Source organism: Acinetobacter sp. (assembly GCF_045628685.1).
GTDB lineage: Bacteria > Pseudomonadota > Gammaproteobacteria > Pseudomonadales > Moraxellaceae > Acinetobacter.
Genome location: NZ_JAZQPV010000042.1, coordinates 1 through 14,185, shown reverse-complemented (window position 1 = coordinate 14,185; position 14,185 = coordinate 1). Strand labels below are relative to the sequence as shown.

Genomic DNA, 14,185 nt, shown 5'->3' with positions numbered 1-14,185 from the left:
GCATGAAGTTAGTTGAGAAGATTGGAGGTTCCTCTTCCTCTAGAAGATGTGAGGCATAATCTCTTTTGGAATAACCTCATCCCAGCCTTCTCCCAAAGGGAGAAGGAGTTTTAAAAGTGAGAAAGAGTTAATGCAAGATTAATGCGCCTCATCCCAGTTCATGCCTTTACCCACTTCCACAATCAATGGAACAGAAAGTTTCACCACGGATTGCATCACTTCAGCCAGTTTTAGTGCCAGTTCATCAGCAATGTCAGCATCGACTTCAAACACCAATTCATCGTGTACTTGCAACAGCATTTTAGCCTGATCTTTTGGTAACATTTTATCGACTTCAACCATTGCTATTTTAATGATGTCGGCTGCACTGCCTTGAAGAGGTGCATTGATGGCTGCACGTTCAGCACCTTTACGCACCATCATATTACGGGCGTCTATATCGGGGGTATATAAACGGCGACCAAAAATGGTTTCGACAAAACCCTGTTCCAAAGCAATCTGGCGTGTACGTTGCATGTATTCGTAAATACCCGGATAACGGTGGAAATATTGTTTGATATAGTCTTGTGATTCCTGGCGGGTAAAGCCCAGTTGACGAATCAGGCCAAATTCCGACATACCATATAGAAGTCCGAAATTGACGGCTTTGGCTTGACGACGCTGGTCATTGGTCACGTCTTCCAGCGCAATGCCCAATACTTCAGCCGCGGTACGGCGATGTACGTCTTGGCCATGATTAAAGGCATTCACCAAGGCTTCATCCTGGGAAAGATGCGCCATTAAACGCAGTTCGATTTGTGAATAATCGGCTGCCAGCAAGACACGACCTTCAGGTGCAATAAAAGCTTTACGAATTTGACGGCCAATTTCGGCACGAATCGGAATGTTTTGCAGGTTGGGGTCGGTTGAAGACAAACGCCCGGTTGCGGTTAGAGCCTGATGATAGCTGGTATGTACACGTCCGCTGTCATTGTTGGCCTGTTTTTGCAAACCATCGGTATAGGTACTTTTGAGTTTGGAAAGGCCACGGTATTCCAGAATTAAAGCTGTTATTGGATGGTCAATTTTTTCTAAAATACTTTCACTGGTACTGTATTGCCCGGTCGCGGTTTTTTTGCCTCCTTTGAGTCCCAGTTTATCAAATAAAATTTCACCGACCTGTTTTGGTGAACTGACATTAAAGCTTTGTCCAGCCATTTCAATAATCTGGCTTTCCAGGTTTTGAATAGTATTGGAAAAATCTACACTCAATTGATCGAGGAATTTTAGATCCAGCTTGATACCGTTTTCTTCCATAATGGTCAGAACACGGGCCACCGGCATTTCAATATTATGCAAAATACTATCAAGTTCAGGCACTGCTTTTAATTTTTTAGACAGCACTTCATATAAACGATAAGTCACATGCGCATCTTCAGCGGCATAGTGCGCAGCTGTTTCAATCTCGACTTGATTAAAGGTTTTTTGTTTAACCCCTTTACCGGCAACCTGTTCATAGGTAGTGGTCAAATGGCTTAAATAGACTCGCGCCACATCATCCATGCCGTGACGTGTTGCCACAGAGTTTAAAACGTAGGAAGCAAGCATAGTATCGAAATACCAACCCTGTAATTCAATACCATGATTTTGCAAGATATGAGCATCATATTTTAGATGATGGCCAATTTTTTCAATGCTAACATCTTCTAGAATGGGTTTGATTTGCGCAAGGATGGTTTCACGATTCAGCTGTTCAGGTGCACCTTCATAGTCATGTGCAAGCGGAATGTAGTAGGCATCGTTGGCATCAAAAGCCACTGAAAAACCGACCATCTTGGCAATACGATAATCCAGACTGGTGGTTTCAGTATCAAAAGCAAAGCGTTTTTCGCGACTTAAGCGTTGGAAAAGTTGCTCCCAGTCTGGCTGAGTTAAAATAGTATGATAAGTGGCTTTACCCAGTTGATCATCAACACTGGTCAGCTCTGCCTCATCTTCGGTATTAATTACCACTGCAGTATCTACAGAAGTTTCAATTCCTTTAGATGCCTGTTTATAAGCTGAATTATTCGGATTATTGGGATGGTCTAAAGACTGTAACTGATTGCGGAATTCAAGTTCCGTATACAAGCGACGCAGTTCTTCGACATTTGGGTCAAGCACTTTAAGATCTTCATAAGTAAGACCCATATCAAGATCACAGACAATACTCGCCAACTGATGATCGAGAGTAATGCCTTCGACATTGTCTTTAATACTTTGGCCGACTTTACCTTTGATTTTATCGACATTTTCTAAAATTCCACCAATGGAACCATATTCGTTCAAAAGTTTAGCGGCAGTTTTTGCACCCACGCCGGGTACGCCACGAATGCCATCCGAGGCATCGCCCATCAGGGTTAAATAATCGATAATTTGATTCGGCCACACCCCGAATTTTTCAAATACGCCGTCCACATCCATCGGCTTGTCTTTAAAGCTGTCTTCCAAAGTCACTTTGTCAGTGACCAATTGAGCCATGTCTTTATCGCCAGTGGAAATGAGGACCTGATAACCGGCTTTCTCAGCACGTTTAGCCAGTGTCCCAATCACGTCATCTGCTTCAGCGCCCGGAAGGGTGTGCAAAGGAATTCCCAAAGCCCGGATCAGGTTGTGAAGGTAGGGAATCTGCTGAGAAAGCTCATCCGGCATACTTGGACGGTCACCTTTATAAATCGATGAAAGCGCATGACGGAAAGTTGGCTCAGGCGTATCAAAAATCACAGCCATATGGGTCGGTTGAATCCGACGCATCAACTTTTGAATTGCAGAAATGGCACCACGAATTGCGTTGGTCTGTAAACCAGTCGAAGTGGTTAGTGGTGGCAGTGCATGGTACGCACGAAATAAAAAATATGAGCCATCGACCAAAACAAATGGTGGCATTGAAAGATTCCTAATTCAAATATCGGCCTTATTGTACGTGATTTTGAACATGAACATAGTCACATCATGAAAGTCGCGTGTTACCGAATATCTGATGAATGCTTAAAAATCAAGGTCAGAGCTGTTGTATGATCAAATCCCTAGGGATTGAGATCATGAAAAGATGGGGAAAGGGCAGAGCGAAATCCGGATGATTTGGCTGATGGTATTGATTATCGTCGGGGTCGGAGCGTGGTTTTTAGATGTACGCATATTTACCTATTTATGTGGTCTGGCCTTTGTCATGAGCGTGATGCAATATGTCGATGCCATCCAGACATCTGCAGTGAAAATTTCTGCAGAAACAGGTCTTTCAGTTCAGGAAACCTCAAAAGTTCCTTTATATATTTCCTCCATTGTTGCCCTTGTCGGTGGTGCAATGGAATGGAGTTTTGTCGTGGGTCTGGGCATCACAGCGTGGATTTTTTTCTTTCTGAGGTGGTTGCGCCGTTTAGAAGGTTTATTAACTCAAATTCAAACGCGGTTACAGCACACGCCTATGAACCTGTCTTCTAATATCGAAAACGAAACTCCCCCTGCTCAACGTTCTGATTCTCAAACTGCACCTTATTCATTAGAACTGATTGATCAGTTAAAGCAGTGGATCTTTCAAGGAAATCCGGTTTTAAAAGTGGCCATCGTAGTGCTGGTGATGGGCATTGTATTGTTGCTGCGTTTTGCTACCGAACATTGGCAGTTTAGTCTGGCCTTGAAACTGACAATTGTGGCCGGTGTGAGTGCCGCAGTGACTGTCCTTGGTTATGGGTTACAGGCCAGAAATCGCAGTTTTGCATTGGCCTTGGAAGGCTTGGGCTTGGCTGCATTATTTCTGACTTTATTCTTTGCCTATTACAATGCCTTGATTCCGACTTTAGGCATGGCTGCATTGTGCTTTGCTGTCATTATGGGCGTGACACTGGCGCTAAGCTTAAAACAGCAATCAATTGAACTCGCCTTGATGGCGATGATCATTGCCTATATTGCACCGTTCACCTTGCCGGTTCGGAATGCGACCGCCATTGAATTGACTGTTTATTATGTGGTGATTAATCTTGCTGTTGCCGTGTTAAGTACATTACGGCCCTGGAAAACCCTCAATCAAATTGCCTTTTTAATGACCGTAATTGTTGGAGGAGGTTATGCCTTTTATCAGGGGCAAGAGCAGGAACGAAATACTCTAACTTTATTGGTGATTGTGCATACTGCCATATTTGTCTGGCTCAGTTTCCGCTTTAGCCAGCTGATTGCCAAAGAGGATCTGGCACAATTTAAACTGAAACCTGCTTTAGATATTGCCCTGATTTTTGGTGCACCAATTGTTGGTTATATTTTTATTTATTTAATGCATTTTGAAGAAATGCTTTGGCAAGCAGGTAGCAGTCTGGCTTTTGCAGTCGTGTATGCAGGGTTGTATCAACTGTCTAAACGTAATCAGGCAGTGCAACTGATTTCACAAAGCTATTTTAGTTTAATGCTGATCTTTCTGGCTGTAATTCCGCCTATTTTGCTATCTGGACAATGGAGTGTGATTGGCTGGGCAGTTGAAGGGCTGATCATTTTTAGCTATGCGTTGTATCGCAAGTCTGAGATCAGTCGCTATTTGGCCATGGGCTTGCTGATTGTGGCTGGCTTATCCAGTTTTTATTATCTGGTCGAGCTCAATGAATTCCCACGTGAGATGTATTGGGGACTCTGCCTAAGCTATTTTGCTGTGGTCCTGGTCGCCAATAGCCAAGCATCTTTTAGAAGTCAGCTGAGTAACTCAACCATCGCTTTTCACTGTTTGCAGATGCTCTCTGCAACTACGATGTTCATTGTACTATTGTTGGATGAAATTAAGGGTTCTCAGCAGTTTGTGATTAGTCTGTTGATGGTTAGTGGATTCTATCTATTGATGAATGAAGCCATGTTGCGTTGCAAAGCCACGTGGTCGTGGTTATTTCCAAAATGGCTGGGTTTAATTCCTGTTTTTGTTTTTGCCCTGATTATTGTGATTGATCAGAGCAAGCAGGGCATTATTGTGTGGGAATCTGCTTTTGATCGAATCGGTTTTGCATTTTCTGGCTTAATGTTAACTGCCTTATGGCTGCGTCCTATGTTGGGTGTACGGAATGAAAAAGAATGGGTCAGTTTTGGGACCTTAACCAGTCTTGCCATGACCAGCCTAACTTTGCTTCCGAGCATGCCTTATATCAGTGTCGTGATCTTACCTTTGCTGTTCTGTGCCTGGTGTTATTGGCAGGTGAATAATCCGGACTGGAAAATGTTCTGGCAAGCGCGCAGTACTTTGTTGTTGATGGCAACCTGGATAATCTGCTCGCAACTGTTTACCCAACAAGCCTTCCAAAGTTATATCCTGCCGATCATCAATCCATTTGATCTGGTGAGTATTGCCATGCTGGCAGGCTTTATCTGGATGTTGTCTTTGCAGCTTAAAACCGGCTTAGATAAAGGCATTGTTGCGGTGCTGATGGTACTCAGTCTGCTTTGGCTCAGTAGTTATATTGTGCTACGTGCATTACATATGTATTTGGGTACGCCGTTTAACCAACTTGCTTTATGGGGCAATGCAACCGTTCAACTCAGTTTGACTTTATTGTGGGTCAGTCTGGCCTTTATGGCCATGAGCCTCGCCAACCGAAAAAAATTGCGTTCAGTCTGGATTTTGGGTGGCAGTATTCTGGTGATTGTCACCTTGAAGTTGGTGCTGTTTGATTTATCGCATATTGGGACCTTAACCCGGGTAATTTCATTCTTGGGCGCAGGTTTTGTAATGTTAGTGATTGCTTATATTGCTCCGATTCCTGATGGGGAATAAAGCTAATTCCTCATCCCGACCTTCTCCCTGAGCAAGCTTTATAGCCCTGCTTTTAAAACGAAGGTCAACTGAAGCTGAGGTAAAACAAATCCGGTGAGGGTGAGTAGGGATTTAAATAAAACTATTTTAACCCCGCCTCACGCTGCACTTCTTTGGCATTGGCATATGGGTCAATATCTTCTTCAGTTAAAGGCTGAACATTCGCAGGACGATCGACAAAGCCCATTTTCGGCACAGGAATTTCAATCTGGTTGTCCAGGAAACCATTACGGATGCGTTCCTGCATCTCATCCCGCACTTTTAAAAAGTTTTCACGGTCACACCAAATCGCAAATAAGAGCTCAATCGAGGATTCACGGAAGGCTGTGACGGTCACGGCAGGTTTTGGATCGGCTAGAACCAGTGGATATTTGTTGGCAACATCGAGTAGCACTTCACGTACTTTAATGATGTCTTCATGAAAGTTGATGGCTAAGGTAATTGGAATACGCCGAATCGGAAACTTGGACAGGTTATAAACAGGCGCACGAATCAGCTGTTCATTCGGTACGCGTACATAGACATTGTCCTGAGTCAGCAGTTTTACCGAAAGTAGGTCAATTGAAATTACTTCACCTTCGATGGTATGACCACGAATCAGGGTCATTTGCACGGTATCGCCAATTTCAAAAGAACCCTCACCAATCAGGAACAAGCCGCTGATTAAGTTGGAGGCAGAAGTTTGTGAAGCAAAACCCAAGGCTACGGTTAAAATACCTGCAGCACCTAAAAACACACTCAGTTTAAAGCCGGCTTCTTTAAGGCTGGCCATCACGAAAATCAGAAAGATGAAATAGAAAATACCGCGTCGCCAGACTAGGCTTTGGTGCGCATTAAAACGTGAGCCGATGGTACGGATAAAAGTATTTGAAACAAAACGGGCAATTAAAAAACCGATAAAACATAGCACCACTGCAACGATAATTTCAGTCAGGCGTTCCGTATTGATATTGGTAAAAATGCCTTTGACGCTTTGGGTAATTTCTTTTGGAATATTTGAATCTGCCATGTTGCCCCCTAGAAAAATGAATCAAACATATTAAACAAAGCACTTGCGGGAGCGCGTGGCGGATGCAGATACATCACTTCGCCTGCATGCGGTGGGGTCCGGTTTTCGATCCGAATTCGCGGCGGTCGTTCCAAACTTTCATGCAGAACTTTAATTTGTGAAGTCCATAAGCGTCCGGTACTTTCACTATAAAACAGCGGGAGTGCAGAAACAGGCACATTCATCCGGTCAAAACGTAACTGTTGATGGCTGGTGTTATGAAATTCAATTGGGGTCACAGCCCGAAAAGCACGCGGTTTTAATTGATGCAATTCAGTTCGACCATCGACCGCAGTGGCATAGCAAATTTCTCCCATACGATGATTGGGTCCAAACCAGGTATCTTTAGGCAAAATCACAGGAATATCAAACAGCGGATCCTTTTGTCCTTCTACAAAGCCGGCAATCCATAGCGGGGTACTGATGTACAACGTCCCGCGTTGTCCCGCAGGAATATAAATTGGATCAACCGGTTTGATTACCACCGAACGGTCTGCCAGACGCGGCATAAGCTGCAACTTATTTTGCGTGGACTTGAACATGTAGCGTTCTACTTTTACCGGATGAGGAAAACCAAAATTTGGATCGTCAATCTGATGCCACTTTTGTTCATAGTCATACTGAACCTGGGGACGGTGAAATTCCAATCGCCATTCTTGTATACCCCGGGTCAGACGAAATAACAGCGAACCAAATTGCCATGCTTTGGGCTGATTCAATTCAAAAGTGTGTTCACCCCACCATTTTAAATTCGGGTGCTCTGGTTCGATCAATTCATTGATTTTAGACAACGGCACATTTCCTTTATTGCTTAATCAGTAAAAACAGACTTCACGCTGTCTGATGCTTAGAGTACACTCAAATCAATTTATTCATCATTATAAACTTTGATGCAAATACTTAAACAATTACAAATACCATATAGTTTTGCCAAGCGTCATGGCGTATTGCTTCGATACGAGGGTGATCAAGCCTTTATTGTGCGCCGTGAAAATACGCCATTGCTGGCTATACAAGAAGCACGTCGCTATTTAGGTCATGTTGCACAGCATCAATTATGTAGCGAACAAGAATTTCATCAATTGCTCAGTTCAAGCTTTGCCGGAGATACTGGCGAATCGCAACAAGTGGCTGCAGGTCTGGAAGATCATCCCGATTTACTGAGTCTGGCAGATTCGGTGCCTGAAGCTGAAGACCTGATGGATCAGGAAGATGATGCACCGATTGTACGGCTGATCAATGCATTATTGTCAGAAGCCATTCGCGTCGGCGCATCCGATATTCATATCGAATCTTTTGAAAAAAAATTATCTGTGCGTTTACGTGTTGATGGGCAACTTCGAGAAATTGTCCAGCCACGCCGTGAACTGGCACCACTTTTGGTATCGCGTATTAAAGTCATGGCCAAACTGGATATTGCCGAAAAGCGCGTTCCACAAGATGGGCGTATGTCTTTAAGGCTGGCAGGGCGTGAAGTCGATGTCCGTGTTTCGACCTTACCTTCGTCGCATGGTGAACGTGTGGTGATGCGTTTACTGGACAAGCAAGCTGGGCGTTTGAATATGACGCATTTGGGCTTGATGCAACCGGATTATGAGCGTTTAACCCATCTGGTGCATCGTCCACATGGCATTATTTTGGTGACCGGACCCACAGGCTCGGGTAAAACCACAACTTTATATGCGGCCTTGTCCGACCTGAATGACGGCTCAAAAAATATTTTAACGGCTGAAGATCCGATCGAATATCAGTTGGAAGGGATAGGGCAAACTCAGGTCAACACTAAAGTGGATATGACCTTTGCCCGGGCTTTAAAAGCCATGCTGCGTCAGGACCCGGATGTAGTAATGGTCGGTGAGATCCGCGATTTGGAAACAGCGGAAATTGCAGTACAAGCCTCTTTAACAGGGCACTTGGTACTTTCGACGCTGCATACCAATACGGCAATTGGCGCGGTCACGCGTTTAAAAGACATGGGGATTGAGCCGTTTTTACTTGCCAGTTCTTTGATTGGTGTAATTGCGCAGCGCTTGGTTCGTACCTTATGTCCACGTTGTGCAACATGGCATGAAGCGGATGCTTTTGAAACAGAAATTTTCCGCCATTTAGATGTCGACACTGAACTGAAATTACCGCAACCGAAAGGTTGTGAACACTGTTCACATACCGGATTTATCGGGCGTACTGCCATTTATGAAATTGTCCCTGTCGATGATCAAATGCGCCGTCTGGTGCATGGCAATGCTGCGGAATATGAAATTGAAACCTATGCGCGTAAACAGTCGGGTTCTATTCGGGATGATGGTTTACGCAAAGTAATCGCAGGAAAAACCACCTTGGAAGAAGTGCTTCGAGTCACCAATGAAGCAGCAGATTAGCGAAGTCCTTTGACCCTGTATGATTTGATAAATTGCTGAACTTAGTAAAATTCGGTAATTTTTTTATTAGTTGAGCAAGAACTGGGGCAGTTGGATTATCTGGATTGTACTCAGTTTCATTTTCATAAAACTTTTGCCAAGTTTGTAGCATCTCTAAAGTAAAAATATCTGAGCTTTTTATATCTGTTAATGATGCTGTTAAGACTTTTTCTCAGCAAATTATCTTTTAATAAAACTCAATATATTTTATGGGGTTTGGAGATATTCCCTACATGGCGAGATTCACCTGAGATTTATCTCGCTTTTCTAAATGAATCAGATCAGCAGGTATAATTTATGTAGATGAGATATTTGAGATGTGATGAATAGACTCTATCCTAAAATGACCTGATTCATTTTAGGATAGATTTAGCTTCTACTTAGGTAATTGGATTTAACGTTACATTAATATTGCCACGTGTTGCATTGGAATAAGGGCAGACAATATGTGCAGCATCGACCAGTTTTTGTGCTTCTGCCTGATCCATACCTTCTAAGTGAATATTCAAGGTCACTTCAATACCAAAACCGGTCGGGATCGGACCAATGCCGACTTCACCTTCGATATAAGCCTCTTTACTGATATTCAATTTATCTCGGTTGGCAACAAATTTCATCGCACCTAAAAAGCACGCTGAATAACCGGCTGCAAACAGTTGTTCTGGATTGGTGCCACCACCTGGTCCACCCATTTCTTTAGGTACCGCTAATTGAACATCCAAAATTCCATCGGATGAGGTCGCACGCCCATCACGTCCACCGGTTGCTTTCGCTTTTGCTGTATAGACTGCTTTTTCTAAAGGCATTGTTATGATCCCTGTGAATTGAATTGAGCTTTTATCGTGTGGGATTTTGATAAAAGAATAAGCAGTGATTTTGTAATTTTTATAGAAGAAAAAATTGCGATATAAAGCTAAATTGAATTAGAAATTGATAATTTTACGATGCTGCATTAAAGGCATGGAAGTACGAACAGCTTCTTGCTCGGCAAGGTCAAAAGGAACGGTAATTAAGCTCGCACCTTCGCTAGTAATAATATCTAAAATCTGACCACGACTATTGCTTGCAACGGCATGACCCCAAGTTTGGCGTTTTTCACCATGCCAGCCTTGTTGAGCAGCCCCTAAAACCTCACATTGGCTATCCATCGCACGTGCTTGTAGGAGTAATTGCCAATGCATTTGACCTGTAGTGTAAGTAAAAGCTGCCGGAGCAGTCAGAATGTTGGCACCTTGGCTGCGTAAAGTTAAAGCCAGCTCAGGAAAGCGCAAGTCATAGCACACCATTAGCCCAATATTGCCGAAAGGTGTTTTTGCAACCACAACATCTGTTCCAGGTTCAAAAAATTGAGATTCCTGATATCCACCTACGGCATCACCAACTTGTACATCAAACAAATGAATTTTGTCATAACGCGCTTCGGTACGTTCTGGGCCAATACATAAACTTACGGTACGTACACGACCATCGGCAATCACAGAGCCATCTGGACGGAACGGGCATGGAAGAGTGCCTGCAACAATCCAGATTTGATATTGATGCGCAAGTTTTTCTAGGCGCTGCTGAATGGCTTCAAACTGCGTAGCGGTTTCGCGTTGTTTTCCAGCTGCAAAACAGACAAAGTTTTCAGGGAAAACAATCAGTTCTGCGCCATCTGCTTTACTTTGCTGTATCAAGGACTCGATCAGGATGAAATTGGCTTCAATGTCATCTTGGGAATTCATTTGTACAACAGAGAGTAAAGTCATGTGATGGCTCTAAATAATATTTTATACGTTTTGTTGAGACACTTGTTCTATGGTGTCTTGTTCTTTTTGCAGCTGCTTAACCAAAGGCTCAAACATATTTTGGTTGTTTTCATTCAACTTCATCAATGTTTTATGTGCATCTAGAACAGTGGTTAACATGGCATTATTGGTAATGTGTTCTTCCATCAATTCGCGGGTGCATACTTTCGGATCATCACAGTAATTTAAGATCACAAAAACTTGACCCAAGCCCATGCTATTGGCCAAGGTGGTTATATCTGGATTGGTCGATAACATGACAGCCTGAATGTGGTGAATTTGCTTGAGCTTTAAACCAAGCTTGGCAAGTATGCCTAAAACAGTGCTGTCAATGAATGTGGTTTGGGTTAAATCTACAATTGCCCCAACGACATTCGATTGCTGTTCAATTTTACTAAGGAGTTTGTCTAGACTAATACAAGATTGGGCACGCACTTCGCCAATAAGCTTAAAAATATGCGTTCCATTCAAGCTTGCATATTCAACATGACCTGTTGACATATAAATGCCATTTGCAGAGAAGGATCCTAAAATTATCACATAGGGCTACTATAGACTCAAGTGCCCAAGGGTCGTATATCCCTTGGTTGAAAGTTAATGCATTGATTATATAGCTAATTCATTCGGCGTAAACTTAGGATCGCAATGTCGTCTGCAACATGTTCAGGCGCCTGGAAGGAGTGATTCTGTAAATCGAAGACCAATTTTTCGAATTGTTCATTGAGTCCACCGTTATAAGGCTCGAGTGCACCATCTGAACAAATAATAAACCGCGCATGGCGATTTAACACACATTCGAACTCTTCCACTTCAAGATCTTCAGTGAGTCCTAAAGGAAAGCTGCTGGTATTTAAAATTTGCGGTGGTTGATTCGGTTCAAAGATAATGGCAGGAGGATAATGTCCTGCACTGGACCAGCGCAGTTGATGTGTTTCTAAATTTAAGACCCCAGCAATCATCGTAATATGTTTTTCGATATTTTCTTGAACCAACATTCCGTTGAGCTTTTTAATCAACTCGCGCGGTGTTTTAGAGCGACCATGAAAAGCGGCCATCCAGGACGTTAATAAACTGCTGGTAACGCCATGCCCAGAAACATCAGCTAGATAAAACATAATTTCTTTATCGCTGATTTTCCAGTAATCGTACCAGTCACCTGACAAATATGCAGAAGGTTGAAACAAGGTTTCAACTTTATAATTGATCAGTTCAATTGGATTGGGAAGTAAACACTGTTGCAAATGTGCAGCTGAGGGCAGGTCGCGACTATCCTGATTACGTTTATATTGTGCATCAATTTTGAGTAATGACGCTTCGGGATCACCGGGTAATTTATTCCAGATCCAGCCGGCTAAAGCACCTAGTTCCCAGGCTTGGGCTAAAGCTGTACCTTCATTTTCAAACGCCAGCACAATCGTGGGTAATAACCACTGACGCGTCAGATAGTCTTGTACATCCGCAATCGCTAAAATTGTGGGATCATACAAATCAATATCATCTATGTGAATCATTTGCACACTCGGAAGTGTACTTAGAACCTGATCTAAATAAGGAATATTGCGAGTCGGTTGAATGAAATACATAAAGAAATTGTATGATCCTTAAGGTAATAATGTATAGCTGTACTATAACAAGCTAATGATCAGCAAAGAAAGAGACTCTAAGGATCATATTCTTTATAAAGGGCAGAGACTTATTTGGTTGGTGTGTCTGCATCATCAGTGTGCATTTCATCAGCAGTACTATCTGAATTATTTTCTGGCACATCGTCCTCAGTGCTATCGAGTTCATCTTCAATGAACATGCTTTCAGATTCTAGCCCTTTTTTTTCTGCAATAGCAAAATTCTTACGCTGCAAGTAAATATCACGAATGGCTGCATATTTATCACCTTGTAATACATTTTCTATATCTAAAATTTGTGAGCGGGCATCAATGCCACGTAAAGATTGGTCTGCCCAATAAACACCATCCTGATCATCTAAAATGTATTTTTGTGGACGTGCCTGACTGTCTACTATGGTACCCAATCCATCACGAAATGTACTTGGTCCGAAAAGGGGAAGTACTAAATAAGCGCCCGAAGGAACACCGTAATAACCTAATGTGGTACCAAAATTTTCTTCTTCAGCAGACCATCCAATACGTCGGGCAGGGTCGGCAAAGCCTAAAGTGGTGATGGTATTAATGGTGAAGCGGCCTAAAGATTCTGCAGCACGAACAGGTCGGCCTTGAATTAGTTGATTTACCATATTCCAGGGTTCGCCTAAATTTTTGCGGAACTGACGATATGAACCGCGTATATCAGTGGGTACTTTTTCCTTATATTGAAGAGCTAAAGGACGAGCCACATGGCGATCTAAAACATCATTGAAAGCAAAAATCTGTCTATTCAAGGGCTGCAGAGGATCTTTTTGACTTTCCGGCTGAGTTGCATTGGCATTTACTTTTAAATCTTTAGCGGTAATATTTTTTAATTCTTTTAACGCTTCAATACGTGGATGCTGGACAGCTTGGCTTGGTTTTGTGGAAGTTTCTATGTTTTTGTTTTCAGTTGCAGGAGATTCAGGACTTTCTATCGAATCATTTGCACAAACAGGAGCAATAAGTCCAAGAGATAAAAGGCTAGCCCAAACATAATGAAAGTGACGCATAAAAAATCCTAGAGCTTTATAAATAAGCCAGTGCTTAAAGCTAAAAATACTGAATAAAGTATATTAACAGTTCTTTGAGAGTAGGGTATTAAAACAAATTTGATCAAAATATGTAGGGAAAAACGATAAAATGAATAAAAAACATCCTGATGGTGAAAAAAGATAGAAAAAGGGGTTGCGCCTGACCTGAAATACTGTAGAATGCACATCCATCGGCGGTGATGTTGATTAAAACTTGTTGAGAAACAAGGATTTAGCCTAAAGGGTAAAATCTGGAAGTCTTGAGGAAGTTTAAAAATAGTCTGCATTACTGGTTGACTTTCTAGAGATAGAGAGTAATATAGCCGACCTAGCTTGCTGGTGACGAATCAGCAAGAAGATCATTAAGAGATTATGAAGAACAACTTGTGTGGATTTTTACCGGTTGATCGATCGAAATTATTTTCATTGATTGATGGTAGAAATGACTCGAAGTTTATT

The 14,185-nt window shown here is 42.5% G+C and carries 11 protein-coding genes; 2 read left to right on the top strand and 9 right to left on the bottom strand.

What is annotated here, in order from left to right; genetic code table 11:
• Window positions 1–138: 138 nt before the first annotated feature.
• Entirely contained in the window at window positions 139–2,904 is a 2,766-nt protein-coding gene (gene polA / locus ACKI4H_RS05800; protein WP_407304409.1) for a DNA polymerase I, read from the bottom strand.
• Window positions 2,905–3,067: 163 nt separating this feature from the next.
• On the opposite strand from polA, the gene ACKI4H_RS05795 reads away from it, so the two are divergent.
• The gene (locus ACKI4H_RS05795) at window positions 3,068–5,761 is read left to right on the top strand and encodes a DUF2339 domain-containing protein (RefSeq protein ID WP_407304407.1); all 2,694 of its coding nucleotides are present in this window, start codon (window positions 3,068–3,070) and stop codon (window positions 5,759–5,761) included.
• Between the two features lie 121 nt (window positions 5,762–5,882).
• Here the strand turns inward: ACKI4H_RS05795 and ACKI4H_RS05790 are convergent, their stop codons facing one another.
• Both ACKI4H_RS05790 and ACKI4H_RS05785 read right to left on the bottom strand, forming a co-directional pair.
• Complete coding sequence (locus tag ACKI4H_RS05790; protein ID WP_407304406.1) at window positions 5,883–6,809, bottom strand: mechanosensitive ion channel family protein; 927 nt, start codon at window positions 6,807–6,809, stop codon at window positions 5,883–5,885.
• A gap of 8 nt (window positions 6,810–6,817) precedes the next feature.
• The gene (locus tag ACKI4H_RS05785) at window positions 6,818–7,630 is read right to left on the bottom strand and encodes a hypothetical protein (RefSeq protein WP_407304457.1); all 813 of its coding nucleotides are present in this window, start codon (window positions 7,628–7,630) and stop codon (window positions 6,818–6,820) included.
• A gap of 108 nt (window positions 7,631–7,738) precedes the next feature.
• Here ACKI4H_RS05785 and gspE point away from each other — a divergent pair, with 108 nt between their 5' ends.
• Window positions 7,739–9,226: a type II secretion system ATPase GspE gene (gspE, locus tag ACKI4H_RS05780; RefSeq protein ID WP_407304405.1), complete on the top strand. Its 1,488-nt coding sequence runs from the start codon at window positions 7,739–7,741 to the stop codon at window positions 9,224–9,226.
• Here gspE and ACKI4H_RS05775 read toward each other — a convergent pair.
• The 6 genes from ACKI4H_RS05775 to ACKI4H_RS05750 form a co-directional block, all read right to left on the bottom strand.
• A complete protein-coding gene (locus tag ACKI4H_RS05775; protein ID WP_407304455.1) occupies window positions 9,204–9,407 on the bottom strand; it encodes a DUF4951 domain-containing protein in 204 nt (67 codons plus the stop codon). The two genes, gspE and ACKI4H_RS05775, sit on opposite strands and share 23 nt — an antisense overlap.
• Window positions 9,408–9,645: 238 nt before the next feature.
• Window positions 9,646–10,071, bottom strand: a complete 426-nt coding sequence (locus ACKI4H_RS05770) for an organic hydroperoxide resistance protein (RefSeq protein ID WP_284066167.1) — start codon at window positions 10,069–10,071, stop codon at window positions 9,646–9,648.
• 117 nt (window positions 10,072–10,188) lie between these two features.
• A complete protein-coding gene (locus tag ACKI4H_RS05765; RefSeq protein WP_407304404.1) occupies window positions 10,189–11,013 on the bottom strand; it encodes a carbon-nitrogen hydrolase family protein in 825 nt (274 codons plus the stop codon).
• A gap of 21 nt (window positions 11,014–11,034) precedes the next feature.
• The gene (gigB, locus tag ACKI4H_RS05760; RefSeq protein ID WP_407304403.1) at window positions 11,035–11,553 is read right to left on the bottom strand and encodes an anti-anti-sigma factor GigB; all 519 of its coding nucleotides are present in this window, start codon (window positions 11,551–11,553) and stop codon (window positions 11,035–11,037) included.
• A gap of 113 nt (window positions 11,554–11,666) precedes the next feature.
• Window positions 11,667–12,635, bottom strand: a complete 969-nt coding sequence (gene gigA, locus ACKI4H_RS05755) for an RsbU family protein phosphatase GigA (protein ID WP_407304402.1) — start codon at window positions 12,633–12,635, stop codon at window positions 11,667–11,669.
• 110 nt (window positions 12,636–12,745) lie between these two features.
• Complete coding sequence (locus ACKI4H_RS05750; protein ID WP_407304400.1) at window positions 12,746–13,705, bottom strand: VacJ family lipoprotein; 960 nt, start codon at window positions 13,703–13,705, stop codon at window positions 12,746–12,748.
• Window positions 13,706–14,185 lie beyond the last annotated feature (480 nt).

What these genes read in the sequence shown, in the direction of transcription:
- polA (WP_407304409.1), bottom strand. Translation starts at nt 2,904, where the DNA reads ATGCCACCATTTGTTTTGGTCGATGGCTCATATTTTTTATTTCGTGCG.
- ACKI4H_RS05795 (WP_407304407.1), top strand. Translation starts at nt 3,068, where the DNA reads ATGGGGAAAGGGCAGAGCGAAATCCGGATGATTTGGCTGATGGTATTG.
- ACKI4H_RS05790 (WP_407304406.1), bottom strand. Translation starts at nt 6,809, where the DNA reads ATGGCAGATTCAAATATTCCAAAAGAAATTACCCAAAGCGTCAAAGGC.
- gspE (WP_407304405.1), top strand. Translation starts at nt 7,739, where the DNA reads ATGCAAATACTTAAACAATTACAAATACCATATAGTTTTGCCAAGCGT.
- ACKI4H_RS05770 (WP_284066167.1), bottom strand. Translation starts at nt 10,071, where the DNA reads ATGCCTTTAGAAAAAGCAGTCTATACAGCAAAAGCGAAAGCAACCGGT.
- ACKI4H_RS05765 (WP_407304404.1), bottom strand. Translation starts at nt 11,013, where the DNA reads ATGACTTTACTCTCTGTTGTACAAATGAATTCCCAAGATGACATTGAA.
- gigB (WP_407304403.1), bottom strand. Translation starts at nt 11,553, where the DNA reads ATGTCAACAGGTCATGTTGAATATGCAAGCTTGAATGGAACGCATATT.
- gigA (WP_407304402.1), bottom strand. Translation starts at nt 12,635, where the DNA reads ATGTATTTCATTCAACCGACTCGCAATATTCCTTATTTAGATCAGGTT.
- ACKI4H_RS05750 (WP_407304400.1), bottom strand. Translation starts at nt 13,705, where the DNA reads ATGCGTCACTTTCATTATGTTTGGGCTAGCCTTTTATCTCTTGGACTT.